Annotated in this window: 25 protein-coding genes; 17 read left to right on the forward strand and 8 right to left on the reverse strand. The window is 72.6% G+C overall.

All coding sequences use genetic code 11. The annotated features are described in order from the left end of the window. The first annotated feature begins 422 nt into the window (after positions 1–422). The gene (locus tag ACGFT1_RS23500; RefSeq protein ID WP_373910911.1) at positions 423–1529 is read left to right on the forward strand and encodes an amidohydrolase family protein; all 1107 of its coding nucleotides are present in this window, start codon (positions 423–425) and stop codon (positions 1527–1529) included. Then, positions 1526–2305 carry a nucleotidyltransferase domain-containing protein gene (locus ACGFT1_RS23505; protein WP_373910912.1) on the forward strand — a complete coding sequence of 260 codons (780 nt, stop codon included), beginning with the start codon at positions 1526–1528 and terminating at the stop codon, positions 2303–2305. Before ACGFT1_RS23500 ends, ACGFT1_RS23505 begins: the two co-directional genes overlap by 4 nt. A gap of 30 nt (positions 2306–2335) precedes the next feature. Here ACGFT1_RS23505 and ACGFT1_RS23510 read toward each other — a convergent pair whose 3' ends face one another. The 4 genes from ACGFT1_RS23510 to ACGFT1_RS23525 are packed head-to-tail and all read right to left on the reverse strand — an operon-like array spanning position 2336 to position 5918. Further along, positions 2336–3346: a heme A synthase gene (locus ACGFT1_RS23510; RefSeq protein ID WP_373910913.1), complete on the reverse strand. Its 1011-nt coding sequence runs from the start codon at positions 3344–3346 to the stop codon at positions 2336–2338. A gap of 34 nt (positions 3347–3380) precedes the next feature. Beyond that, positions 3381–4151, reverse strand: coding sequence for an ABC transporter permease (locus tag ACGFT1_RS23515; RefSeq protein WP_373910914.1), 771 nt, complete (start codon positions 4149–4151; stop codon positions 3381–3383). Beyond that, on the reverse strand, positions 4148–5071 hold the full coding sequence (locus ACGFT1_RS23520; RefSeq protein WP_373910915.1) for an ABC transporter ATP-binding protein: 924 nt from the start codon (positions 5069–5071) through the stop codon (positions 4148–4150). The genes ACGFT1_RS23515 and ACGFT1_RS23520 overlap by 4 nt, the downstream gene beginning before the upstream one ends. A 31-nt stretch (positions 5072–5102) precedes the next feature. Beyond that, positions 5103–5918 carry an aminoglycoside N(3)-acetyltransferase gene (locus ACGFT1_RS23525; RefSeq protein WP_373910916.1) on the reverse strand — a complete coding sequence of 272 codons (816 nt, stop codon included), beginning with the start codon at positions 5916–5918 and terminating at the stop codon, positions 5103–5105. Positions 5919–6102: 184 nt separating this feature from the next. On the opposite strand from ACGFT1_RS23525, the gene ACGFT1_RS23530 reads away from it, so the two are divergent. From ACGFT1_RS23530 to dapD, 9 genes are all read left to right on the forward strand, one after another. Then, positions 6103–6837 carry a helix-turn-helix transcriptional regulator gene (locus ACGFT1_RS23530; protein WP_373910917.1) on the forward strand — a complete coding sequence of 245 codons (735 nt, stop codon included), beginning with the start codon at positions 6103–6105 and terminating at the stop codon, positions 6835–6837. Then, on the forward strand, positions 6834–8255 hold the full coding sequence (sufB, locus tag ACGFT1_RS23535; RefSeq protein ID WP_373910918.1) for a Fe-S cluster assembly protein SufB: 1422 nt from the start codon (positions 6834–6836) through the stop codon (positions 8253–8255). Before ACGFT1_RS23530 ends, sufB begins: the two co-directional genes overlap by 4 nt. Positions 8256–8315: 60 nt before the next feature. Further along, entirely contained in the window at positions 8316–9497 is a 1182-nt protein-coding gene (gene sufD, locus ACGFT1_RS23540) for a Fe-S cluster assembly protein SufD (protein WP_373910919.1), read from the forward strand. After that, positions 9497–9817 carry a non-heme iron oxygenase ferredoxin subunit gene (locus ACGFT1_RS23545; RefSeq protein ID WP_373910920.1) on the forward strand — a complete coding sequence of 107 codons (321 nt, stop codon included), beginning with the start codon at positions 9497–9499 and terminating at the stop codon, positions 9815–9817. Before sufD ends, ACGFT1_RS23545 begins: the two co-directional genes overlap by 1 nt. Positions 9818–9824: 7 nt before the next feature. Next, positions 9825–10589 (forward strand): Fe-S cluster assembly ATPase SufC, encoded by a 765-nt coding sequence (gene sufC / locus ACGFT1_RS23550; protein ID WP_373910921.1) that lies wholly within the window; start codon positions 9825–9827, stop codon positions 10587–10589. Further along, entirely contained in the window at positions 10586–11842 is a 1257-nt protein-coding gene (locus ACGFT1_RS23555) for a cysteine desulfurase (protein ID WP_373910922.1), read from the forward strand. Before sufC ends, ACGFT1_RS23555 begins: the two co-directional genes overlap by 4 nt. A 16-nt stretch (positions 11843–11858) precedes the next feature. Further along, a complete protein-coding gene (gene sufU / locus ACGFT1_RS23560) occupies positions 11859–12326 on the forward strand; it encodes a Fe-S cluster assembly sulfur transfer protein SufU (protein ID WP_356823091.1) in 468 nt (155 codons plus the stop codon). Further along, complete coding sequence (locus tag ACGFT1_RS23565) at positions 12323–12655, forward strand: metal-sulfur cluster assembly factor (protein WP_373910923.1); 333 nt, start codon at positions 12323–12325, stop codon at positions 12653–12655. The genes sufU and ACGFT1_RS23565 overlap by 4 nt, the downstream gene beginning before the upstream one ends. A 132-nt stretch (positions 12656–12787) precedes the next feature. Next, a complete protein-coding gene (dapD, locus tag ACGFT1_RS23570; RefSeq protein WP_373910924.1) occupies positions 12788–13774 on the forward strand; it encodes a 2,3,4,5-tetrahydropyridine-2,6-dicarboxylate N-succinyltransferase in 987 nt (328 codons plus the stop codon). Between the two features lie 132 nt (positions 13775–13906). Here dapD and dapA read toward each other — a convergent pair whose 3' ends face one another. Next, positions 13907–14815, reverse strand: coding sequence for a 4-hydroxy-tetrahydrodipicolinate synthase (gene dapA, locus ACGFT1_RS23575; protein ID WP_373910925.1), 909 nt, complete (start codon positions 14813–14815; stop codon positions 13907–13909). Positions 14816–14986: 171 nt separating this feature from the next. Here dapA and ACGFT1_RS23580 point away from each other — a divergent pair, with 171 nt between their 5' ends. The 3 genes from ACGFT1_RS23580 to ACGFT1_RS23590 all read left to right on the forward strand — a co-directional run bounded on the left by ACGFT1_RS23580 (position 14987) and on the right by ACGFT1_RS23590 (position 16723). Then, entirely contained in the window at positions 14987–15127 is a 141-nt protein-coding gene (locus ACGFT1_RS23580; RefSeq protein WP_373910926.1) for a hypothetical protein, read from the forward strand. Further along, the gene (locus ACGFT1_RS23585) at positions 15124–15819 is read left to right on the forward strand and encodes a hypothetical protein (protein ID WP_373910927.1); all 696 of its coding nucleotides are present in this window, start codon (positions 15124–15126) and stop codon (positions 15817–15819) included. The genes ACGFT1_RS23580 and ACGFT1_RS23585 overlap by 4 nt, the downstream gene beginning before the upstream one ends. 367 nt (positions 15820–16186) lie before the next feature. Next, positions 16187–16723 (forward strand): DUF3618 domain-containing protein, encoded by a 537-nt coding sequence (locus tag ACGFT1_RS23590; protein ID WP_373910928.1) that lies wholly within the window; start codon positions 16187–16189, stop codon positions 16721–16723. Positions 16724–16799: 76 nt separating this feature from the next. Here ACGFT1_RS23590 and ACGFT1_RS23595 read toward each other — a convergent pair whose 3' ends face one another. Continuing rightward, entirely contained in the window at positions 16800–18626 is a 1827-nt protein-coding gene (locus ACGFT1_RS23595) for an endonuclease/exonuclease/phosphatase family protein (RefSeq protein WP_373910929.1), read from the reverse strand. Positions 18627–18891: 265 nt separating this feature from the next. On the opposite strand from ACGFT1_RS23595, the gene ACGFT1_RS23600 reads away from it, so the two are divergent. The 3 genes from ACGFT1_RS23600 to ACGFT1_RS23610 all read left to right on the forward strand — a co-directional run bounded on the left by ACGFT1_RS23600 (position 18892) and on the right by ACGFT1_RS23610 (position 22708). After that, a complete protein-coding gene (locus ACGFT1_RS23600) occupies positions 18892–20319 on the forward strand; it encodes a hypothetical protein (RefSeq protein WP_373910930.1) in 1428 nt (475 codons plus the stop codon). A gap of 186 nt (positions 20320–20505) precedes the next feature. Further along, positions 20506–21954: an alkaline phosphatase PhoX gene (locus ACGFT1_RS23605; RefSeq protein WP_373910931.1), complete on the forward strand. Its 1449-nt coding sequence runs from the start codon at positions 20506–20508 to the stop codon at positions 21952–21954. A gap of 175 nt (positions 21955–22129) precedes the next feature. Beyond that, entirely contained in the window at positions 22130–22708 is a 579-nt protein-coding gene (locus ACGFT1_RS23610; RefSeq protein ID WP_373910932.1) for a TetR/AcrR family transcriptional regulator, read from the forward strand. Positions 22709–23137: 429 nt separating this feature from the next. Here ACGFT1_RS23610 and ACGFT1_RS23615 read toward each other — a convergent pair whose 3' ends face one another. Both ACGFT1_RS23615 and ACGFT1_RS23620 read right to left on the reverse strand, forming a co-directional pair. Beyond that, complete coding sequence (locus ACGFT1_RS23615; protein ID WP_373910933.1) at positions 23138–24310, reverse strand: TerD family protein; 1173 nt, start codon at positions 24308–24310, stop codon at positions 23138–23140. Positions 24311–24424: 114 nt separating this feature from the next. Further along, a complete protein-coding gene (locus ACGFT1_RS23620) occupies positions 24425–25234 on the reverse strand; it encodes an NAD-dependent epimerase/dehydratase family protein (RefSeq protein ID WP_373910934.1) in 810 nt (269 codons plus the stop codon). Between the last annotated feature and the right edge of the window lie 225 nt (positions 25235–25459).

Here is a 25459-nt window from a genome sequence, read left to right on the forward strand (position 1 = left end):
CCGCGGCCGGCACGCGCGGGAGCGGTCCGTCCGCGGCCGGCATGTGCGGAGCGCCCCGCCCGCGGCCCGCATGCGCGGGGCTGCCCGCACGGGCGCCAGCCGGCCTGCGGCGCCCGGTTCGGTCCGTGGCCTCCGCGACGGCTGAGCCGCGGTCGTGCCGTCGCGCGGGGGTCCGCGGAGCGGCGCCCGTCCGCGGCTCGCATGCGTGGAGGGACCCGCGCGTGGCGCGGCCTGTGGCGCCGCGTCCCCCTGGCGCCCCCGCGCGGGGGCGCCCCCGCCCGCGCCCGAATGCGCGGCGCCGCTCACACCTCACACGCGCGGCGCGGCACGGCGCGGTGCCGCGTCCGGCCGCGACCTCGGGCCCCGGTCTCCCGTTAGGACGGGCAAGGCAGTACAGCGCGCGTCCTCACGGGGGAGCCGGAATGATCGAAACGCCGTCCCTCGTGGACCAGTACTGCCACGGCGTACTGCGGACGGAGCTGGGTCTCGGCACCTTCGAGGCGCAGCTGTCCCGCACCGAGGGAGCCCCGGCACCGGGCACCACCCTCTTCGACACGCAGACCGGTTTCGCCGTACGCCGCTGGTGCCCGCCCCTGCTGGGCCTCGAACCGCACTGCGCGCCCGCCCGCTATCTGGCCCGGCGCCGGGAACTGGGCGCCCTGGAGGCGGGCCGCAGGCTGCTGCGGGGGTCCGGCATCACCACCTACCTGGTCGACACGGGCCTGCCCGGGGACCTCACCGGCCCCGCCGAGATGGCGGCCGCGGGGAACGCCGACGCCCGGGAGATCGTCCGCCTGGAGCCGCTCGCCGAGCAGGTCGCCGACACCTCCGGGACCGTCGAGTCCTTCCTCGCCAACCTCGCCGAGTCCGTGCACGGAGCCGCGGCGACCGCCGTCGCCTTCACCTCCGTCGCGGGTCTGCGACACGGCCTGGCCCTCGCGCCGGAACCGCCGGGGCCGGGGGAGGTGCGCGGCGCGGCGGGCCGCTGGCTGGCCGGCCGGCGGGTCGGCGACGCGCTCACGGACCCCGTGCTGCTGCGGCACCTGCTGTGGAACGCGGTCGCCTCGGGCCTGCCCCTCCAGCTGCACGCGGGCCTCGGCGAGCCCGGCTCCCGCGTCGACCGCACCGACCCGGTGCTGCTCACCGACTTCGTACGGGCCACGGCCGGCCTCGGCACCGACCTCGTCCTGCTGCACGGCTACCCGTACCACCGGCACACCGCCCACCTGGCCGGCGTCTTCCCGCACGTGTACGCCGACTCCGGCGCCGCCCTGGTGCGCACCGGCGCCCGGGCGGCCACCGTCCTCGCCGAGACCCTGGAACTGGCCCCCTTCGGCAAGATCCTCTTCTCCACCGGCGCCCACGGCCTGCCCGAACTCCACGTCGTCGGCGCCCATCTCTTCCGCGAGGCGCTCTCCCGCGTCCTGGGTACCTGGGTCGCCGAGGGCGCGTGGGTCCGGTCGGACGCCCAGCGGGTGGCCCGGCTGATCGCCGCGGACAACGCGCGCCGGGTGTACGGCCTGGAATGAGGTTGTACGGCCGTACGACCGGCGCGGAGACTGGGACGGTGCGGACCGACGCCCTGCTCGACCGCTTCCTGCGCGACCTCGCGCCCCTGCGCCCCCTCGCGCTGTGGGCCCACGGCTCCCTGGCCGGCGGGGACTACCAGGAGGGGCGCAGTGACCTGGACCTCATCGCCGTACTCCCCGGGCCGTCGGGCATCGGGCGGATCCGGCAGGTGGCGCGCCTGCACCGCGAGCTGCGCGGCACACCGCTCGCCGTGAAGCTGCATTGCAGCTACCTGACCCCGGCCACCCTGGACGACCCCGGGCGGTCGCACCTCACCTGGGCGCACGACGGACTGCTGCGCCGTCCCGTCACCCCCGTCACCCGGCGCGAGCTGCACACCTTCGGCCGGGTGCTGTACGGGCAGGCACCGGACGCGCTGCTGCCCGCGGTGCCGGACCGGCAGCTCACCGACTTCGTCGTGCGCGACCAGCGCGACTTCTGGCGGCCGGCGGTGGACCGGGCCCGGCGGTGGCGGCAGGACGTCTGGGTCGACCTGGGCCTGCTGACGTACGCCCGGGCCGGCGTCACCCTGCGCGAGGGGCGGCTGATCTCCAAGAAGGAGGCGCTCGGCGAACTGCCCGGGCTGGGCGCGCCCGCCGAGGTCGTCGAGGACATCGCCCGGCGGCGCTACGGCACCCCGGGCCCGCCGGACGCCGCCCGGCGGGCCCGCCGCGCTGAACTGACCCGAACCTTCCTGGGCCCGGCGATCGACGCCCTCGTGGCCGCGTACGGGTGAGACGCCCGCACCTCGCGGTGTACGGGCAGGTCAGACGCGGGAGCCGACGGTCACCCCGGCGGCGGGACCCGGCAGGTCCGCCACGAGCGCGGGCCGTTCCCGCAGCGACAGCAGGACGCGCAGGACCCAGATCCACATCACGGCGGAGCCCGCCATGTGCGCGGCCACCAGGGCCTCGGGGAGGTGGGTGAAGTACTGGACGTACCCGAGGGCCCCCTGGCACAGCAGGACGGCGAACAGCTCCCGCGTCCGCGCGGCAGGCTCCTTCGGGGCGTCCACCGCCTTGAGCACGAACCACAGCGCGAAGGTCAGCGTGACCACGATCCAGGCCAGCACCGCGTGCAGCTTGGCGACGGTCTCCCAGTCGATCGGGATGCGTTCGACCTCGCTGGAGTCACCGGCGTGCGGGCCGGCCCCGGTCACCACCGTGCCCACCGCGATGAGCAGCGCCGACGCGGCCACCAGGACCCACACCAGCTGCCGCACCGCCGCGCCGACCAGCGGACGCGGGGCCCCGTCGCCCTCCCGGGCGCGCTGCCACATCAGGGTGGCGACGGCGATCAGCGCCGCGGAGAGCAGGAAGTGCGCGGCGACCGTGTACGGGTTGAGGCCCACCAGCACCACGACGCCGCCGAGGACCGCGTTGCCCATGACCACCCAGAACTGCGCCCAGCCCAGCCGGGTCAGCGTGCGCCGCCACGGCTTCTGGGCGCGGGCCGCGACGATGGCCCAGCCGACGGCCGCGCACAGCACGTACGTCAGCATGCGGTTGCCGAACTCCACGACCCCGTGGAAGCCCATGGCCCGGGTGGTGGTCAGCGAGTCGTCGGTGCAGGTGGGCCAGGTCGGGCAGCCCAGCCCGGAGCCGGTCAGGCGGACGGCGCCGCCGGTCACGACGATGACCACCGACATCACGAGCGCGGCGAGCGCCGCCCGCCGGACGGTCCGGGGATCCGGGGTCCAGTGGTCGGCGATGAGGGCGAGCGGGTTGCGCAGGGCGGCCCGGGCGTCGGCGCGGTTCAGCTTTGGCACGTCCACCATCGTAGGCCGCCGCTTGTGCACGCGTTCACGAGGGTCACTCCCAGCGGAAGAATCTCCCGGCCGCTGCGAGCCCCGCCACCGCCCACACGGCGAGGACACCGAGGTCGCCCCAGGGCATGCCGGCGCCGTGCTGGAGCACGTCCCGCAGCCCGTCGGACAGGGCGGAGATCGGCAGCAGGCCGAGCACCTGCTGTCCCGCCGAGCCGAACTTCTCCAGCGGGACGATCACCCCGCCGCCCACGAGCAGCAGCAGGAAGACCAGGTTGGCGGCGGCCAGCGTGGCTTCCGCCTTCAGCGTGCCGGCCATCAGCAGGCCGAGACCCGAGAACGCGGCCGTGCCCAGGAGCAGCAGCAGGAACACCGCGAAGGGGTTGCCGTGCGGGGACCAGCCGAGGGCGAGGGCGATCGCCGTCAGCAGGATCACCTGGAGGGCCTCCGTGACCAGCACCGACAGCGTCTTCGCGGTCATCAGGCCCCAGCGCGGCAGCGGGGAGGAGGCGAGCCGCTTCAGGACGCCGTAGCGGCGCTCGAAGCCCGTCGCGATGGCCTGGCCGGTGAACGCCGTCGACATCACGGCGAGCGCGAGGATGCCGGGAGCGAGGAAGGCCACGGCCTCGCCCGCGCCGGTGTCCACGATGTCGACCGTGCTGAAGAGCACCAGAAGCAGGGCCGGGATGACGACCGTCAGCAGCAGCTGCTCGCCGTTGCGCAGCAGCATCCTGGTCTCCAGTGCCGCCTGCGCCGCGATCATGCGGGGGAGCGGGGCGGCTCCGGGGGCGGGGGTGTAGGTACCCGTGGTGGTCACGCGCGCAGCTCCTTGCCGGTCAGCTCCAGGAAGACGTCCTCCAGCGTGTGCCGCTCCACCGAGATCCGGTCCGGCATCACCCCGTGCTGGGCGCACCACGAGGCCACCGTGGCCAGCAGTTGCGGGTCGACCTTGCCGGTGACGCGGTAGCTGCCGGGGGTCAGCTCGGCGGCCGTGCAGTCGGCCGGAAGGGCCTTGAGCAGGGAGCCGACGTCGAGGCCGGGGCGGCCGGTGAAGCGCAGGGTGTTCTCGGCGCCGCCCCGGCACAGCTCCTCGGGGGAGCCCTGGGCGATGACCCGGCCGCCGTCGATGATCGCCACGTCGTCGGCGAGCTGTTCGGCCTCGTCCATGTGGTGCGTGGTGAGGATCACCGAGACGCCGTCGGCGCGCAGGTCCCGTACCAGATCCCAGGTGGCGTGGCGGGCCTGCGGGTCGAGCCCGGCGGTCGGCTCGTCCAGGAACACCAGTTCCGGGCGGCCCACGACGGCCATGGCGAGCGCGAGCCGCTGCTGCTGGCCGCCGGACAGCCGGCGGTAGCCGGTCCGGCCGCAGGAGCCGAGGCCGAGGCGTTCGATCAGGGCGTCCACGTCCAGCGGATGCGCGTGCAGCCGCGCGATGTGCCGCAGCATCTCCTCGGCGCGGGCGCCGGAGTAGACCCCGCCGGACTGGAGCATCACGCCGATGCGTGGCCGCAGCCGCGCGGACTGCCGTACCGGGTCGAGTCCGAGGACGCGCACCGTGCCGCCGTCCGGCTTCCGGTACCCCTCGCAGGTCTCGACGGTCGTCGTCTTCCCCGCCCCGTTGGGGCCGAGTACGGCGGTCACGCCCGGCTGGGCCACCAGGTCGAGGCCGTTCACCGCGGTCTTCGTGCCGTACCGCTTCACCAGGGCCTGGACCTGGACCACGGGCTCACTTCGCATGAGTCCAGAGTCTAGGGAGAGCACCGGCCCGTCAGGCGGCCGGGTACGGGAAGTCCTCCTCCCGGGGGCGGTGCAGCGGCAGCCACCGCTCGGCGTAGGCCACGGCGTCCGCCACGGGGAACAGCCGTACGTCCGCCGCCCCCACCGTGCCGCGCACCACGGGCCGGTCCCGTTCGAAGTCGTGCCCCAGCTCCTCGAACCGGGCGGAGTCGATCGACACCTCGGTCACGGTCTCCCAGCCGCCGCCGGGAGCGGGCCGGCCGACCCGAACGCGTGGTGCCGGTGTCCGGTACTCGGCGAGGTGGAAGGCGGTGCAGGAGCCGTAGCCCGCGCCGAGCAGCAGCACCCGGGCGCCCAGTTCCTCCAGCCGGGCCAGGGGGCTGCGCTCGCCCAGCCGGCAGTCGGGGGCATGGCCGTCGGTGATGTCCCGCGCGTGCCGGCCGACCGCAGCGAAGGAGGTCTGCGGGTGGGCGCTGCGCAGGGCACCCGGCCAGGTCCGCACCGTCTCGGGGATCACGCCGACCCCGAGCGTGGGCGTGATCCGGGGGTCGTACGGGGGCATGGTGGCCCGGATCCGGTCCCACCACTCCTCGGGCACCGGGGGCCTGCGCCACGACGCCGGGTCGGACAGCTGGGCGGACTGGGCGGGCACGACGAGGGTGCCGGACGGGCCGAGCGCGTCGAGGAGGCCCTGGACGACCGCGACGGCCCCTCCGTTGACCCAGCCGAGAGAGCTGAGGGAGGAGTGCGCGAGGAGGATCTCGCCGGTCTCGACACCGAGCAGCCGCAGGCCCGCGGCGACGCCGTCCCGAGTGACAAGAGGGCCGGTGGGAGGGGGTGTGGGCATGGTGGGGGAGTCTTCCCGACGGAGCGGTCCGGCGCCACCGCTTTGATCGGCGGCGCGGCCCCCGAAACGATCGATCGCAGATCGTTTCCGCAGGTCACGTTAGGTTTACCTAAGTGACGCAGGGCACCGCCCGGTGATCGGACGCCGCTTGTCAGTCTCCGCGGAATTACGCAACAATGGCGTTGTGAAAAACGTCGGCGAGGCTCGGGAGACCCCGGTGGGGACCCCTCAGGAGGAGCTAGCGACCGGTGAGCGCTCGACGCGCAACCGGGTCGCGCGGTCCATCCTGGACCACGGGCCGTCGACCGTCGCGGAACTCGCCGGCAGGCTGGGACTCACCCAGGCGGCCGTACGGCGTCACCTGGACGCGCTGGCGGCCGACGAGGTCGTGGAGGCGCGCGAACAGCGGGTCTACGGCACGCGCACGCGCGGGCGCCCCGCCAAGGTCTTCGCGCTCACCGACTGCGGCCGGGACGCCTTCGACCAGTCCTACGACAAGCTCGCCGCGGACGCGCTCCGCTGGATCGCCGAGCAGGGCGGCGGCGCCGAGGCGGTCGCCGCCTTCGCCCGCGCCCGGATCACCGCGCAGGCGAGCGCGTACCGCGAGGCGATCGAGGCCGCCGGCCCCGACAAGCGCGCCGAAGCGCTCGCCCGGGCCCTGAGCGCCGACGGGTACGCTGCTACGGCGCGCAGCGCACCGGTCGGCGAGCAGCTCTGCCAGCACCACTGCCCGGTCGCCCACGTCGCGGAACAGTTCCCCCAGCTGTGCGAGGCGGAGACCGAGGTCTTCGCGGAGCTTCTGGGTACCCATGTCCAGCGACTGGCGACCATCGCCCACGGCGACGGCGTCTGCACGACGTTCATCCCCGAGATTTCCACTGACGCACCTGCAAGCACGGCCGGGAGGAACCCCGCATGACTCTCCCCACGGAGACTGCTCACCCCGAACTCGAGGGCCTGGGCAAGTACGAATACGGCTGGGCCGACTCCGACGTGGCCGGTGCCTCCGCCAGGCGTGGCCTGAACGAGGACGTCGTCCGTGACATCTCGGGCAAGAAGTCCGAGCCGGAGTGGATGACGAAGCTGCGGCTGAAGGGCCTGAAGCTCTTCGAGAAGAAGCCCATGCCCAACTGGGGCTCGGACCTCTCGGGCATCGACTTCGACAACATCAAGTACTTCGTGCGCTCCACGGAGAAGCAGGCGGCGTCCTGGGAGGACCTGCCCGAGGACATCAAGAACACCTACGACAAGCTGGGCATCCCGGAGGCCGAGAAGCAGCGCCTCGTCGCCGGTGTCGCCGCCCAGTACGAGTCGGAGGTCGTCTACCACCAGATCCGCGAGGACCTGGAGGAGCAGGGCGTCATCTTCCTCGACACCGACACCGCCCTGAAGGAGCACCCCGAGCTCTTCAAGGAGTACTTCGGCACGGTCATCCCGGTCGGCGACAACAAGTTCGCGTCGCTGAACAGCGCGGTGTGGTCCGGCGGCTCCTTCATCTACGTGCCGAAGGGCGTGCACGTCGAGATCCCGCTCCAGGCCTACTTCCGCATCAACACGGAGAACATGGGCCAGTTCGAGCGGACCCTGATCATCGTCGACGAGGGCGCCTACGTGCACTACGTCGAGGGCTGCACGGCGCCGATCTACAAGTCGGACTCGCTGCACAGCGCGGTCGTCGAGATCATCGTCAAGAAGAACGCCCGCTGCCGTTACACGACCATCCAGAACTGGTCGAACAACGTCTACAACCTGGTCACCAAGCGTGCCGTGGCCTACGAGGGCGCGACCATGGAGTGGGTCGACGGCAACATCGGCTCCAAGGTGACGATGAAGTACCCGGCCGTCTACCTGATGGGCGAGCACGCCAAGGGAGAGACCCTCTCCATCGCCTTCGCGGGCGAGGGCCAGCACCAGGACGCCGGCTCCAAGATGGTCCACATGGCGCCGAACACGTCCTCCAACATCGTGTCCAAGTCCGTCGCCCGCGGTGGCGGCCGTACCTCCTACCGTGGCCTGGTGGAGATCGCCGAGGGCGCGCACGGCTCGAAGTCCAACGTGCTGTGCGACGCGCTGCTCGTCGACACCATCTCGCGCTCCGACACGTACCCGTACGTGGACGTCCGCGAGGACGACGTGTCCATGGGCCACGAGGCCACCGTCTCCAAGGTCTCCGACGACCAGCTCTTCTACCTCATGAGCCGCGGTCTGAGCGAGTTCGAGGCGATGGCGATGATCGTGCGCGGCTTCGTCGAGCCCATCGCGAAGGAGCTGCCCATGGAGTACGCGCTGGAGCTGAACCGGCTGATCGAGCTTCAGATGGAAGGCGCGGTCGGTTAAGACCCGCCCCCGAAGCAGTCGCCAGATTTCTTGACGTAGGAAGAGAGCAGACCGACAGCCATGGCTGAGGCTACGAATATCCCGGTGGGGTCCACCACCGCCGGCCAGATCGCGGTGGCCGCCGAGTCGACCGTCGCCACGCGCATGAGCGCGCCCCCGTCCTTCGACGTGGCGGACTTCCCGGTCCCCCACGGCCGCGAGGAGGAGTGGCGGTTCACGCCGCTGGAGCGGCTGCGCGGGCTGCACGACGGCACCGCGGTCGCCACCGGCGACGGTCTGAAGGTCGGCGTCGACGCTCCGGAGGGAGTCGTCGTCGAGACCGTCGGCCGTGACGACGCCCGGATCGGCAAGGCCGGCACCCCGGTGGACCGCGTCGCCGCCCAGGCGTACTCGGCGTTCGAGAAGGCCGGTGTCGTGACCGTCCCCAAGGAGACGGTCCTCACCGAGCCGATCCGTATCGCCGTGCACGGCGAGGGGGGGACCGCCTACGCCCACCAGGTGATCGAGCTGGGCGCCTTCGCCGAGGCCGTCGTCGTCATCGACCACACCGGTGACGCGGTGCTCGCCGCCAACGTCGACTACGTCCTGGGTGACGGCGCCAAGCTGACCGTCGTCTCCGTCCAGGACTGGGACGACAAGGCCGTGCACGTGGGCCAGCACAACGCGCTGATCGGCCGGGACGCCACCTTCAAGTCGTTCGTGGTCACCTTCGGCGGCGACCTCGTCCGTCTGCACCCCCGCGTGGCCTACGCCGGCACGGGTGGCGAGGCCGAGCTCTTCGGCCTGTACTTCACGGACGCCGGCCAGCACCAGGAGCACCGCCTCCTGGTCGATCACAACACCCCGCACTGCAAGTCGAACGTGGCCTACAAGGGTGCGCTTCAGGGCGAGGACGCCCACGCGGTGTGGATCGGCGACGTGCTGATCGAGGCCGGCGCCGAGGGCACGGACACCTACGAGATGAACCGCAACCTGGTCCTCACGGACGGCGCGCGGGTCGACTCGGTGCCGAACCTGGAGATCGAGACCGGCGAGATCGTCGGCGCCGGTCACGCGAGCGCCACCGGCCGCTTCGACGACGAACAGCTCTTCTACCTGATGGCCCGCGGCATCCCGGCCGACGAGGCCCGCCGCCTGGTGGTCCGCGGCTTCTTCGCCGAGCTGGTCCAGCAGATCGGCGTCGACGACATCGAGGAGCGGCTTCTCGTGAAGATCGACGAGGAGCTGGGGGCGTCGGTCTGATGCCGGACTTCGTACGCGTCTGTGGGCTGGGCGAGCTGGCCGAGGACACCCCCAAGCGCGTGGAGATAGACAGCACGCCGGTCTCGGTCGTCCGTACCGGGGGCGAGGTGTTCGCCATCCACGACATCTGCTCCCATGCGAACGTCTCCCTCTCCGAAGGGGAGGTGGAGGACTGCCAGATCGAGTGCTGGCTGCACGGCTCCGCCTTCGACCTGCGCACCGGCAAGCCGTCCGGCCTCCCCGCGACGCGCCCCGTCCCCGTATACCCCGTAAAGATCGAAGGGGACGACGTTCTCGTCTCCCTCACCCAGGAGTCCTGAGGCACCCATGGCAACGCTTGAAATCCGAGACCTGCACGTCACCGTCGAGGCCGACAACGCCACGAAGGAGATCCTCAAGGGCGTCGACCTCACCGTGAAGCAGGGCGAGACGCACGCCATCATGGGCCCCAACGGCTCCGGCAAGTCGACGCTCGCCTACTCCCTCGCGGGTCACCCGAAGTACACGATCACCAGCGGCTCCGTCACCCTCGACGGCGAGGACGTCCTGGAGATGTCCGTCGACGAGCGTGCCCGCGCCGGCCTGTTCCTGGCGATGCAGTACCCCGTCGAGATCCCCGGCGTCTCGGTCTCCAACTTCCTGCGCACCTCCGCCACCGCCGTCCGCGGCGAGGCCCCCAAGCTGCGCACCTGGGTGAAGGAGGTCAAGGAGGCCATGGAGCGTCTCCACATGGACCCGTCCTTCGCCGAGCGCAACGTCAACGAGGGCTTCTCCGGCGGTGAGAAGAAGCGCCACGAGATCCTCCAGCTGGAGCTGCTCAGGCCGAAGTTCGCGATCCTCGACGAGACCGACTCCGGCCTCGACGTCGACGCGCTCCGCATCGTCTCCGAGGGCGTCAACCGCGTCCACGGGACCGGCGAGGTCGGCACCCTGCTGATCACGCACTACACGCGCATCCTGCGCTACATCAAGCCCGACCACGTCCACGTCTTCACCGCCGGCCGCATCGTCGAGTCGGGCGGTCCGGAGCTGGCGGACAAGCTGGAGAACGAGGGCTACGAGGCATACGTGAAGGGTGGCGCATCCGCGTGACACAGCTGCCGGGCCTCCTCGACACCGAGGCGATCCGCAAGGACTTCCCCATCCTGGACCGCGTGGTCCACGACGGCCGGAAGCTCGTGTACCTGGACAACGCGGCGACCAGCCAGAAGCCGCGCCAGGTGCTGGACGCCCTGAGCGAGTACTACGAGTGCTACAACGCCAACGTCCACCGCGGTGTGCATGTGCTCGCCGAGGAGGCCACGGCGCTGTACGAGGGCGCGCGCGACAAGGTCGCGGAGTTCATCAACGCGCCCAGCCGCGACGAGGTGATCTTCACCAAGAACGCCTCCGAGTCGCTGAACCTCGTGGCGAACATGCTGGGCTGGGCCGACGAGCCCTACCGCGTGGACCACGAGACCGAGATCGTCATCACGGAGATGGAGCACCACTCCAACATCGTGCCGTGGCAGCTGCTGTCGCAGCGCACGGGCGCGAAGCTGAAGTGGTTCGGCCTCACCGACGACGGCCGCCTGGACCTGTCCAACATCGACGAGATCATCACCGAGAAGACGAAGATCGTCTCCTTCGTGCTGGTGTCGAACATCCTGGGAACGGTCAATCCGGTCGAGGCGATAGTCCGCCGCGCCCAGGAGGTCGGCGCCCTGGTCTGCATCGACGCCTCGCAGGCCGCCCCCCACATGCCGCTGGACGTGCAGGCCCTCCAGGCCGACTTCGTGGCCTTCACCGGCCACAAGATGTGCGGTCCGACGGGCATCGGCGTCCTGTGGGGCCGCCAGGAGCTGCTGGAGGACCTCCCGCCGTTCCTGGGCGGCGGCGAGATGATCGAGACCGTGTCGATGCACTCGTCGACGTACGCCCCGGCGCCCCACAAGTTCGAGGCGGGCACGCCCCCGATCGCGCAGGCGGTCGGTCTCGGCGCGGCGATCGACTACCTGAACGCGATCGGCATGGACCGGATCCTCGCCCACGAGCACGCGCTGACGGAGTACGCGGTGCAGCGCCTGGCGCAGGTGCCGGACCTGCGCATCATCGGCCCGACGACGGCCGAGGACCGGGGCGCGGCGATCTCCTTCGCCCTCGGTGACATCCACCCGCACGACGTGGGCCAGGTCCTCGACGAGGAGGGCATCGCGGTCCGGGTCGGGCACCACTGCGCCCGTCCGGTCTGCCTGCGCTACGGAATTCCTGCGACCACGCGAGCGTCGTTCTACCTGTACTCCACGCCGGCCGAGATCGACGCACTGGTCGACGGTCTGGAGCACGTACGGAACTTCTTCGGCTGAGGGGCGTGCTGAAAAGGTGAAACTGGACTCGATGTACCAGGAAGTCATCCTGGACCACTACAAGAACCCGCACGGGCGTGGTCTCAGGGATGGCGACGCCGAGGTGCACCATGTGAACCCGACGTGCGGCGACGAGATCACCCTCCGCGTGAAGTACGAGGGCTCGAAGATCACGGACGTCTCCTACGAGGGCCAGGGCTGCTCCATCAGCCAGGCCAGCGCGTCGGTCCTCAACGAGCTGCTGGTGGGCAAGGAACTCGCCGAGGCGCAGAAGATCCAGGAGACCTTCCTGGAGCTGATGCAGTCCAAGGGCCGGGTCGAGCCCGACGACGCGATGGAGGAGGTCCTGGAGGACGCCGTCGCGTTCGCCGGTGTCTCCAAGTACCCCGCGCGGGTCAAGTGCGCCCTCCTGAGCTGGATGGCGTGGAAGGACGCGACGGCCCAGGCGCTGAACGGCGCCGACGCCGAAAGGAAGACCGCATGAGCGACACCGTCGAGATGAAGCCGGCCTCGGAGGAGGAACTCCGTGAGGCCCTGATGGACGTGGTCGACCCCGAGCTGGGTATCGACGTCGTCAACCTGGGCCTGATCTACGGCATCCACGTCGACGACGCGAACATCGCGACGATCGACATGACCCTGACCTCGGCGGCCTGCCCGCTGACGGACGTCATCGAGGACCAGGCGAAGTCCGCGACGGACGGCCTGGTCAACGAGCTGCGCATCAACTGGGTGTGGATGCCGCCGTGGGGCCCGGACAAGATCACGGACGACGGCCGCGAGCAGCTGAGGGCACTCGGCTTCAACGTCTGAACCTCCTGCCTTCGCAGGGGAGCGCGTGAGAGGGGCCACGGCGGCGCGCCGTGGCCTCTTCCGCGTGCCCGGACAACCGGCACGTGAGACGCGGTTCGCTCTCGGTGGGCCGCCCGCGTTAGGTTTTCCCCCATGACCGACTCTGCTTCCCGTACCACCGGCGCCGTCGCCGCCGGCCTCGCCACGATCGCCTCCGACGGCACCGTGCTCGACACCTGGTTCCCGGCCCCCGAGCTGGTCGAGGAGCCCGGCCCCGCCGGCACCGAGCGGCTGACCGCCGAGCGGGCCGCGCAGCTGCTGGGCGGCGGAGCGACCGCGGCGACCGGCCCGGACGCCCGCCGGGGCGTCGAGGTGGTCGCGGTCCGCACGGTCATCTCCTCGCTGGACGACAAGCCGGTCGACGCGCACGACGTCTACCTCCGCCTGCACCTGCTCTCGCACCGCCTGGTCCGGCCGCACGGCCAGAGCCTGGACGGCGTCTTCGGCCACCTCGCCAACGTCGCCTGGACCTCGCTCGGCCCGGTCGCCGTGGACGATGTCGAGAAGGTGCGCCTGAACGCCCGCGCCGAGGGCCTGCACCTCCAGGTGACCTCCATCGACAAGTTCCCGCGCATGACGGACTACGTCGTGCCCAAGGGCGTGCGCATCGCCGACGCCGACCGGGTCCGCCTGGGCGCGCACCTCGCCGCCGGCACCACCGTCATGCACGAGGGCTTCGTCAACTTCAACGCCGGCACCCTCGGCACGTCGATGGTCGAGGGCCGCATCTCCGCGGGCGTCGTGATCGGCGACGGTTCGGACATCGGTGGAGGCGCCTCCACCATGGGCACGCTGTCCGGCGGCGGCAACGTGATCATCTCCGTCGGCGAGCGCTGCTTGATCGGCGCCGAGGCGGGCGTCGGCATCGCGCTCGGCGACGAGTGCGTGGTGGAGGCCGGCCTGTACATCACCGCGGGCACCCGCGTCACCATGCCCGACGGCCAGATCGTCAAGGCCCGCGAGCTGAACGGCGCCTCGAACATCCTCTTCCGCCGCAACTCGGTCACCGGCACCGTCGAGGCCCGTCCGAACAACGCGGTCTGGGGCGGCCTGAACGACATCCTGCACAGCCACAACTGACGCACCCCCGGCCCGAGCGCCCCCGCGCCGCCATCCCGGCGCGGGGGCGCTCCGTCGTGTCCGGGGGCCGGAGAGCAGATGCGGGCCGGGTGGCGGAGGTGACGGCGGACGCCGAGGCGCAGGACGCACCGCTCACGCGCCCACGAGCGCCCTGTACCGCGCCAGCAGTCCGTCGGCCGCCTCACGGCCGGCGGGCAGCAGCGGTGCGCGCACCGGGCCCGCGGGCAGCCCGAGGCGGCCCAGCAGGGCCTTGGCGGTGACCGTGCCGGGCAGCCCCGCGCCGGTCATCGCCTCGGTCAACGGCGCGGCGGCCAGCTGGAGCCGGGCCGCGCGGGTGGTCTCGCCCGCGTCGAACGCGTCCAGGATCGCGGCCACGTGCGCCGGTACGGCGTTCGCGACCGTGCTGACACAACCTGCCGCGCCGACCGCGTACAGCGCCAGCACGTGCTCGTCGCAGCCCGCGTAGTACGCCAGCCCGGTCCGCGCCAGTACCTTCTGGACGCCGAGGAAGTCGTAGGAGCAGTCCTTGACGGCCACGATCCGCGGGTGTGCCGCGAGGCGGATCATGGTGTCCGGCTCGATCCGGGTGCCGGTGCGGCCCGGGATGTCGTAGAGCATCACGGGCAGCCCGCTCCCGTCCGCGACCTGGAGGAAGTGGGCGGCCACGGCCTCCTGCGGGGGCCGGCTGTAGTACGGCGTCACCACCAGCACGCCGTCGGCGCCCGCCTCGCCGGCCGCTCGCGCCAGCTCCACCGTGTGCCGGGTGTCGGCGGTGCCCACGCCCGTGACCAGCGCCGCCCGGTCGCCGACCGCCTCCCGCACGGCCGCGACGAGCCGCGCCTTCTCGTCGTCCGTGGTGGTGGGCGACTCGCCGGTGGTGCCGTTGAGGACCAGGCCGTCGCAGCCCTCCGCCACCAGGCGCACGGCCAGCCGCTGGGCGCCCGCCAGGTCGAGCCCGCCCTCCTCGGTGAACGGTGTGATCATCGCGCACAGGGAGCGGCCGAAGGGCGGGGCGGTCTCGCGGGAGGGGGTCGTGGTCATGGGAGCAGTCTCGCCATCGCATCCATGAAGCTCTACTTAATTTATCTACGACCTATTGATAAGATTTACTGCAAGGTGGCCTGGCTCCGCACCCGTCCTGTGTCGCACTCGGCCCCTCATGGGTCACTATGGCCGGAGGGTCACCTACGTCGTCAGGTCATGGGAGGCGCCATGAAGCTCGGCAAGGCACTGGCCACCGGCACCGCCGAGGAGCGGCCGCTCGTCCACGAGGAGGAACCGCGGCCCCGCGAGGAGACAGTCCGCCCGGGACCGGCCGAGCCGGCCCGCGAAGAGGTCCCGGCCGCCCGATGAGACCGTGGCTCCCGGCCGAACGTCCCACGGAGCCGCCGACCGGCTACAAGATCGCCCACCCGGTGCTGTCCCAGGACGGCACCCGGGCCGGGTTCACCGGCGTGTCGCTCGGCGGCGCGCTGCCGTACGCGGTGCTCGACGACGCCGCCTGCGTCTACGGCCGCCGGCACCGCCCGCCCGCGCGCCGGTGCGACTGCGGCTTCCATTGCGTGCACGACCGGGCGGCGGCCGAGGCCCTGCTGTGCACGGCCGAACACCGGGCGGCCGTGCTGCTGGAGGTCTCCGTCCTCGGCGCCTACATCCGCTTCGAGCGCGGTTTCCGCTACGCCCGGCAGCGGGTCCGCACGGCCACGGCCGGTCCGTGCGCCTGCGGGGTCCGGGCCGTCGCCCTCGCCGACGCGGGCTGGGGCCGCCCCGGCCGGCGGGCCCTCGCCCCCGCCTGCGCGGACTGCGCGCGGCACCGTCCGTCCGTCTCACTCGCGCAGTTCGCCCGGCTGGCCGGACAGGGCCTGCGGGTGGTCGCGGACGGTGCCGGTACGAGCTTCACACCGGCCGGGTCGACGCTCGCCGCGGAGCCGGGCGTGCCCGAACTCGTCGCCGAGGCCGCGCTGTTGCAGGCCCGACTCGACTTGCTGCAGTCCCAGCTCGCACGTCTTGGCGAACGCGGCACCGGGAGTGGCGCCCACGGCTGAGGATCTCCGGCCCGGGTACCCGGCAGACCGCGCACAGGAAGGAGACGGACCACCGGAACCGCGACCCCGCACACACGGCCTCCGACCGGCCGACACCCCGGCCGAGGTGGCGCGGAGTGTCTCCGGGCGCCGCGAGGGGCCGCCGGCGCCGCCGGCAGGGAGCCGGCCGTGACCGTGATCCCGTACGCACGGCCTCCGGCAGGCGGCGGCCTCCGCCGGCCCCCACCGCACGCCGTACCGGACGCGGCGGCGGACCGCCGGGCGTCGCTGTACGCGCTCGGCCGCGTCCCGCCGTGCCGCCCGCACCCGGGAGGACGCCCGGCAGTGCCGGGGCGGACGCCGACGCGATCAGGGAAAGGGCACACCGATGACGGACATGAACCCGCAGGGCTCGGGCGCCAAGGGACCCGACGAGCTGCGGCAGCAGATCGAACAGAACAGGAGCCGACTCGGGGCGACCGTCGCCCAGTTGGCGGACAGGGCCGATGTGAAGGGCCGGGCCCGGGCGCGGGCCGCCGACCTGAGGGACAAGGCCGGCGCCATGACCGTGCAACTGCGCGAGAGCGCCGCGCACGCGGGGCACGGCGTGCAGGGCCGGGCCGCCCGGGCCGGGCACCTGGTCCAGGACCGTGCCGTGCGGGCCGGCCACGGCGCGCAGGAACGGATGGCGCGGGCCGGGCATGCGGTGCAGGAGCGGGCCGTGGAGAGCGGGCACTCCCTCCAGGACCGGGCGGCGCGGGCCGGCCGGACCATGGAGGACGACCCGCGGGTGCCGGGCCCGCTGCGGTCCGCCGTGGGCGCCGCGCGGCGGCACCCGGGGCCCGCGCTGATCGCGGGCGCGGCGGCCGCCGCCGCCGTCGTCACCACGGCCGTGCTCTGGCGCCGGACCGGCCGCCACGGGTGAGCGTGGCACGGCGGGGCCGGTGAGCGGGGTACGGCGGGGCCGGCCGGACGAGACGCCCGGCCGGCCCCGCCCCGTGTCACGGACGGAACCGCAGCACCTGCGGGTCGTGGTCGCTGATCTGGTCGTTGAACTCCGAGTTGATGTGCACGCTGTCGTACTCGAAGTCGCAGCCGCGCCGGATCGCCGGGCTGATCAGGATCTGGTCCAGCACCTGCTCGTTGCCCTGGTAGTCGTAGGTGTACCGCTCGCTCTTGGGCAGCGACTTGATCGCCGACCACAGTTCGCCGTCGCCCTCGAGGATCTTCGCGGTGTCGGAGAACTCGAAGTCGTTCATGTCGCCGAGCGCGATGACGTCCGCGTTCTTCTGCGCGGACAGGATGTCCTTGACGAACGCGTTCACCGCCGTGGCCTGCGCGTGCCGCTGGATCTCCGAGCTGCGCACCGGCGGCTGGTACTGCGCGGCCAGACCCTGGTCGCCCCCCTTGGAGTTGAGGTGGTTGGCGATCACGAAGACGGTCCGGCCGTGGAAGACGAACTCGCCGGCGAGCGGCTTGCGGCTGTTCTTCCAGGCCGCGTTCGCCGGGTCGATCCGGCCCGGGGAGATCGTCAGCTGTGCCTTGCCGCGCACCTTGGTGACGCCGGCCGCGGTGGCAGCGTCGCCGCCCGCGCGGTCCGTGAAGGACACCCGCTCGGGGTTGAACAGGAACACCTGGCGGATGTTGCCGCCGGGCTCGCCGCCGTCCTGGTCGTTGACCGGGTCGATCGAGCGCCAGTCGTAGGTGGGGCCGCCCGCCGCGGCGATCGCGTCGATCAGCTTGCGCACGGTCTCGCCGGAGCCGACCGTGCCGTCGTCCTTGGCGCCGTTGTCGTCCTGGATCTCCTCCAGGGACACGATGTCGGGCGAGCGCAGGTTGTTCACGATCGCGGAGGCGTGCGCGGCGAAGGTGGTGTCGGACGGGTCGAGGTTCTCCACGTTGTACGTCGCCACCGCCAGCTCGCGGCCCGACTGCCGGCGGGTCGTCTCGCGCTGGAGGCCCCGGCTCTCCAGGGTGCCGAGCGTGCTCGCCACCAGGGTGTAGCCGCCGAACTGGTTGAAGTCCAGCGGGCCGGTGGTGGTGCCGCCCAGGGTGTCGCCGACGTTCGCCTTCGGGAAGTCGGCGGTGGCGCCCAGCGACTGTATCTGGAGGCGGCCGGTGTTCTGGGAGTCGTAGGAGCCGTACACCGTGCCGCCGCGGCGGTTGCGGTGCTCCTGCGGCTTCACCGTGACCCACAGCTCGCTGTACGGGTCGGTCGCGGTGACCACCCGGGCGTCCTGGACCTGGACGGTCATGCCCTCCAGGGACTCGTAGTAGTCCAGGGCGTACGCCGACGGGTCGAGGGGGAGGCCGTTGACGGAGCCGTTCGCCGCGGTGTCACCGGCCGGGCTGTACGCGTCCGGCACGGTGTTCTCGTCGACGACGGCCGCCGCCGGGACGGTGTTGCCGGAGGAGACGGCGGTGACCACCGGCTTGGTGATCTCCGTCACCGACTGGTTGCCGGACGAGGTGCCGCCCGGGACGTACTCGGAGACCGTGCCGGTCACCGTCACCGAGTCGCCGACGGCGGCCTTCGGCGCGGAACCGGTGAAGACGAACACGCCCTCGCTGGTCGCGGGGTTGTCGTCGGGGGTGGCGTCCTGCATCCAGAAGCCTTTGGAGGAGCCGTACGTGCGCGTGGCCGTGACGATGCCGGGCACGTCCGTCACCTTCTGCCCGGCGAACGGGGACACCCGGGTCGTGCCCTGGATGTCGTGGATGCGCACCGCGTCGGCGTGCGCGGGCGAGGTGAGGACGACGGCCGACGCGGCGGAACAGACGGCGGCGACGGTGAGCGCGGCGAGGCGCGCGGAAGACCTGCTCGGCAAGGGATCCCTCCGGGGACGTGCGTGAGCGCCGGGACGAGGGTGGAACGGTTGCGTGCCGGGCCGGTGGCCCTCCGTGACACGCGCAGAGCCGAGTGAACAGTTGTCCCCCCAACTTCTACGCGCGTCAATCTCCTGCCTGGCGCGGGAAGTTGTCAAGGTTTCGGCCATGTACGGCGGCCGGCGCGGAGATGAACCGGGTGGCATGGGTGGAAATCCGTCTAGGCTGAGGGGTTGAGTCCGTTCACGGTCCGAGGAGAACCAGCCCATGTCAGACAGCTCCCCCCTGCCGCCGGCGCGGCTGCGCCCCGAAGCGGAGCTGGCGCGTGCCGCGCTGTCCACGCCGCTGCTCTCCCGGGCGGCCCGGCTCGCCCGCTGGGCCGGACCCGGCACCCGCGTGGACGCCGGGGGCTCGCTGGCCGAGGAGCAGTTGCCGGCGGCCGTGGAACTGCTGGGCCTCAGCGGCGACGACGCCGCCGCGTACGCCGGCGAGGCCTGGCGCGCCGCCGTGGACACCGGACTGGTGGAGATCGCGGACGAGGAGGCCGGCACCGTCCGGGCCGGTGAGGAGCTGAAGCTGCTCACCGCCGGCTCCCCGCAGGACGTGCTCACCGTGTGGCTCGCCGCGCTGGAGACCGCGCTCGCCGACGCGAGCGTGCCCGATCTGGACGGTCTGGTCGACGCGTTGGACCAGGGGGGCGAGGTCGATTTCTCGTCACTCGGCTGGGACCCGGAGGCCGAGGCGGAGTTCCTCGACGGCGTCCTCGGCAACCTGTACCTCCTGACCGTCGGTGAGGACAATCCCGGCGAGGGCCTCGTGCCGCTGCCCGCCCTGGCCGCCTCGGTGATTTTGCCCAGCGGGATGGGCGAACCCACCAACGACGTCCTTGAACAGGTGTCCGACGCGATGATGCGGCTGGACGACCAGTTCCGGGTGCTGGAACCGGTCGGGCTGGTGGAGTACCAGCCGGTGGACGAGGCGCTGCTGGTGGACGCCGACGAGGAGCCCGCCGCGCCGGTGGACGACACCGACGTCTCCCGCTACGGCATGGTCCGGCTCACCCCGCTCGGCGTGTACGGGCTGCGGGCGCGGCTGCTGGAGGCCGGCTTCGCGGCGCCCGCCGTCGGTGACCTGGCCGACGCGAGCGCGGACGCGCTGCTCGACGGCACCGCACGGTACGGGCAGCATGCCGCCCGGGCCGAGACCGAGCAGTGGCTCGGCCGACGCGAACCCCTCGCCGGAGCGCGGGAGTTGCTGGCGGCGGCGCGGGGCGCGGACGCCGGGGCGCCGCTGCGCAGGCTCCGCTGCCAGCAGGCGCTGTCGCTGGTGGGCATCGAGGCCGAGCCCGCGCTGCGGGAGGTGCTGGACGACCCCGAACTGGGCGGGCTCGCCCGGGTGTGGCTGAGCGAGCGGGGCGCCGCCGACGTGCCGGCACCGTCGCAGGACATGGTGTTCTGGCTCACCGTGGACACGGTGGCCGCGCAGCTGGCGGCCGAGGGCAACTCCGAGGAACTGCAGGCCCTGGTGGAGGGGCTGGCCTCCCGGCACAGCGGGTTCTTCGCCGCCGCCTGGCGGGTGGAGCACCCCGCCACCGCGGACGTCCTCGAGGCGATGGGACGGCTGCACCCGGACAAGAAGGTGGCGAAGGAGGCACGCAAGGCCGCGTTCAAGGCCCGTTCTCAACAGGGGGGTTGAGGCACGGCCGGTGGCGGCGCCGACCTGGGCTTCGACCAGCCGTGGGGCGGTGCGTACGGGTTCTTGAACAGGGGGCGCCGAAGTAGCCAGGCGTTCAGCCCGTGTTCACCGCCGGGCGGGAGCGTGTGCGCCGAACCGAGGTCCGCCACCCTCCACGGCACCGCCACCGTCGTCACAGGAGACACCATGTCGCTCACCCGCAGGGACTTCGCCAGAAAATCCGCGATCACCGGTGCCGGGGTCGCCCTGGCGGGCAGCGTCGGCGCGCTCGCCACCGCGCCGAACGCCCTGGCCGCCACGGACACCGACGGCGCGGAGGCGTCCACGCACGGCGACCACCACCACGGCGTCGGCTACGGCCCGCTGATCGCCGACCCGGACGGCATCCTCGCCCTGCCCGCGGGCTTCGCGTACGAGATCGTCACCTACAGCGGCAGGACGAAGCTGGAGTCCGGCGAGTTCACCCCGTCCAACCACGACGGCACCTCCACCTTCGACGGGCCCCGCGGCGCCACCCTCCTGGTCAACAACCACGAGCTGAAGGGCCCGCGCGCCAACTGGGAGTACCCGGTGCCGCTCACCGAGGGCCTGGTCTACGACCCCGCCGCCGCCGGTGGCTGCACCGTCGTCGAGGTCCGCCGCGGCCATGTCGCCGAATGGGTCGGCATCGCCGGCACCTCCACCAACTGCGCGGGGGGCAACACCCCGTGGGGCACCTGGCTGACCTGCGAGGAGACCGAGGACAAGGCCGGCCAGAACGGCATGACCAAGGACCACGGCTACGTCTTCGAGGTCGACCCGGAGGACCGCCGGGCCAACCGCGACCCGAAGCCCGTCAAGGCCCTCGGCCGCTACGCCCACGAGGCCGTCGTCGTCGACCCCCGGCGCGGCCACCTGTACCTCACCGAGGACGCCGCCGGCCCCAACGGCCTCTTCTACCGCTGGACCCCGCCGGAGGGCTTCCGCCACGGCCGCGGCCGGCTGCGCACCCTCGCCGACGACGCGGGCGTGCTCCAGGCCTTCAAGTGCTTCGACTCCGGCGGCAAGTTCGTCGACGACCTCTCCCGCGCCACGAAGATCGGCACTGTCTACGGCGTCGACTGGGTGGACGTCCCGGACCGCGACGCCCGGACCGTCTCCATCCGCAAGCAGTTCACCGACGGCCAGATCACCCGCGCCCGCAAGCTGGAGGGCATGTGGTGGGGGGACGGCGGCGTCTACGTCGTCTCGTCCTTCGCCCGCGCGGAGAGCCCGGTCCAGCACGACGGCCAGGTCTGGTTCTACGACCCCAAGCGCCGCACGCTGACCCTGAAGGTCCTGTTCGGCGTGAACCCGGACCCGTCCGCCGACGGCGCCTTCGACGGCCCCGACAACATCACCGTCTCGCCGTACGGCGGCCTGGTCATCGCCGAGGACGGCGAGGGCGTCCAGCACCTGTTCGGCGCCACCGAGAGCGGCCGGACCTACCCGATCGCCCGCAACGAGATGAACATGGGCACCGCCGAGGCACCGGAGTACAGCGAGTTCACCGGCGTCACCTTCTCGCCCGACGGCAGGACCCTGTTCGCCAACATCCAGACGCCGGGCATCATGCTCGCCATCACCGGACCCTGGAAGCGGCACAAGCGCGGCTGACCCGCCGCCGCGCAGCAAGCGCCCGCGACGTCCCGCGGCCTCCGGCCGGAGTGGCTCGAACTCCTCGTGGGGGGCCGCGGGCCCGGCTCCGCCCGGACGGTGGGGCCCGGCCGGCGGCCGCTCGGTAGAATCCGGGGGAAGCCGCCGGTCCGGCGGTCGGGCAGGGAGTTGCTGGATGACCCGGGTCAGACCCATGCGCGCGGACGCCCGGCGCAACCACGAACGCCTGCTGGCGGTGGCGGCTGAGGTCTTCGCCGAGCAGGGGGAGAACGCGTCGCTCGACCGGATCGCCAGGCGGGCGGGCGTCGGCTCGGGCACGCTCTACCGGCACTTCCCGACCCGGCAGGCGCTGCTGGAGGCGGCGTACGTCGACCGGATCGAGGCACTGGGCAGGCGGGCCGACGAGCTCGCCGGGGAGCTGCCGCCGGGGGAGGCGCTGACGGAGTGGCTGACCGAGCTGTGCCTCGCCACGATCCAATTGCGGGGCATGAAGGCGCTGCTGGGGGCGGCGGTCACGGACGGCGCCCCGACGGCGCCGACGGCGTGCGGTGTGGCGTGCGGTACGGCGGTGAAGGGCGCGGCGGGCCGGCTGGTGGAGGCGGCGCGGGCGGACGGCGCGGTGCGGGCCGACCTGGAGGCGGTCGAGGTCCTGCGGCTGGCGCACGGGATGGCGACGGCGTCGGAGCTGGCGGACGAACCCGGCAAGGAGATCCGCCGCTGCCTGACCCTGCTGACGGAGGGCCTGCGGCCGTAGCCCCGCGCCCGGAGGGGCACGGGGAACCGAGCGGCCGGCCCCCACGGCGCCGCGCCCGGGGGACGAGCCGTCGTGCGACGGCGGCATCCCGGCCCCGTGCCGCACCGGGTCCCGTGCCGCACCCGGGCCCTATGCCGCACCGGGTCCCGTGCCGCACCCGGGCCCTATGCCGCACCCGGGTCCCGTGCCGCACCCGGGTCCCGTGCCGCACCCGGGTCCCGTGCCGCACCCGGGCCCTATGCCGCACCGGGTCCCGTGCCGCACCCGGGTCCCGTGCCGCACCCGGGTCCCGTGCCGCACCCGGGTCCCGTGCCGCACCCGGGTCCCGTGCCGCACCCGGGCCCTATGCCGCACCCGGGTCCCGTGCCGCACCCGGGTCCCGTGCCGCGCCGGGACCCCACGCCGCAACCCGGCGCCGTGCCCGGCGCGCTACAGCGCCTTCGCCCCCGGTCCCACCATGTTCCGCACCGTGCGCGCCTTCACGAAGTCGCCCAGCGCCGTCATGTCCCACTCGCCGGAGAACTGCCGGACCAGCTTGGCCATCAGCACGCCGGTCTGCGGTTCGGCGCCGGTGAGGTCGAAGCGGACCAGTTCCTCGCCGGTCGCGGCGTCGACGAGGCGGCAGTAGGCCTTCGCGACCTCCGTGAACTTCTGCCCGGAGAAGGAGTTCACCGTGAAGACCAGGCCGGAGACCTCCTGGGGGAGGCGGCCTAGGTCCACCACGATGACCTCGTCGTCGCCCCCGCCCTCGCCGGTGAGGTTGTCCCCTGAGTGCTTGACCGAGCCGTTCAGGATCGTCAGCCTGCCGAAGTAGCAGCTGTCGATGTGGTCGCGCCGCGGCCCGTAGGCGATGACCGAGGCGTCCAGGTCGATGTCCCTGCCGCGGAACGCCGGCTCCCAGCCGAGGCCCATCCGCACCTGGGAGAGCAGCGGCCGGCCGCCCTTGACCAGGGACACGGTCTGCTGCTTCGCCAGGCTGACCCGGCCCTTGTCCAGGTTGATCTTGCCGGCGCCCGGTGCGGGGGCGGCGGGCGGCGTGGGCACGGACGCGGCCGGGGTCGCGGCCGGGGTGGTGACCGGAGCCGGGGGCGCGGCCGGAGCCGGGGTGGGCTCCTCCACCGTCACACCGAAGTCCGTCGCGATGCCGGCCAGCCCGTCGGCGTACCCCTGGCCGACGGCGCGCGCCTTCCACGCGCCGCCCCGGCGGTACACCTCCACGACCACCAGCGCCGTCTCGGCACCGAGCTCCGGCGGGGTGAACGTGGCCAGCACCGCGCCACCGTCCGCATCCTTGATCGTCGCCGTCGGCTCGACGCCCTGGAAGGTCCGGCCGGCCGCATCCGGGCTCGCCGTGACGACGATCCTCTCGATGTCCGGCGGCACGGCGGCGGTGTCGACCGTGACCGCGTCCGGCGCCGAGCCGCCGCCGGAGCGGTAGGTCACGCCCGGGCCCGCCGGCTGGTTGTAGAAGATGAAGTCGTCGTCGGAACGCACCTTGCCGTCGGCGGTGAGCAGCAGGCCCGACACGTCGAGCCGCACCGGAGCGGCCACGTCCACCGTCACGCGCGCGGCCGAGAGGGAGATGTTCGAGCCAGGGGTCATAGCTGTCATGCCGGGTGAACGAACGGCACCGCTTTGCCGTTCCCTTACCGGCCGAACGGGTCACGGCACCACCGCCACGACGGCCGCCCCCGGCGCCTCGGAACCGCCGCGGTCTCAGTACGGCCAGATCGGCGGGTCGTTCACGAAGTGCCCGCCCAGGCGGGTGTGGGCCGGGTTCCCGGGGTCGGGCTCGCCCTGTTCGGCGATCAGCTTGGCGGCGTACGGCTCGGAGTCGTCCCGCGGCTCGTAGCCCAGCGCCCGCGCGCCGTCCAGGTCCCACCACAGGCGCGTGTTGGCGGAGGAGCCGTAGACCACCGTGTGGCCGACGTCCTCGGCGGTCAGGGCCGCGTGGAACAGGCGGGCGCCGTCGGCCGGGCTCATCCACACCGAGAGCATGCGGACGCTGGTCGGCTCCGGGAAGCAGGAGCCGATGCGCACCGAGACCGTCTCCAGGCCGTGCTTGTCCCAGTAGAGCTGGGCCAGGTCCTCGCCGAAGCACTTCGACAGGCCGTAGAAGGTGTCGGGGCGGCGCGGAGTGGCGACGGGGATGAGCGGCTCGCCCGCGCGCGGGGCCGGGGTGAAGCCGACGGCGTGGTTGGAGGAGGCGAACACGATCCGCCGCACACCCTCCTGGCGGGCGGCCTCGTACAGGTTGTAGGTGCCCTCGATGTTCGACCGCAGGATCTTCTCGAAGGACGCTTCCAGGGAGATGCCCGCGAGATGCAGGACGGCGTCCACGCCGCGCACGGCCTCGCGCAGCGCCTCGGTGTCGGTGAGGTCGGCGGTGATCGCGTCCGGAGCGTCCTCGACGGGGCGCACGTCGAACAGGCGCAGCGTGTAGCCGTACTCCGGCAGCAGGGACCGCATCAGGGTGCCGAGCCCGCCGGCGGCGCCGGTGAGCAGGAGCGTACGGGGAGCGGGCATCCTTCGGTCTCCTCGGGGTTCTCGGCGCCGCTGCGACACGCCGCGTGCGTGGACGGCATTCACATTCTTGGACACGCTAGGGAGCGGCGGCGTACCCCGTCAAGTGGGTCGCGACGGGGCGGAATCCGTTGCCACGTCGCCCGTTCACGCGCTTGACCCGCTCCGATGGCGGCCCGTAGCGTGAGATCGTTCAGAGATATGGACGACGATCAGAAGCATGCACCG

It is taken from the genome of Streptomyces sp. Y20 (assembly GCF_043195475.1).
Taxonomy (GTDB): Bacteria; Actinomycetota; Actinomycetes; order Streptomycetales; family Streptomycetaceae; genus Streptomyces.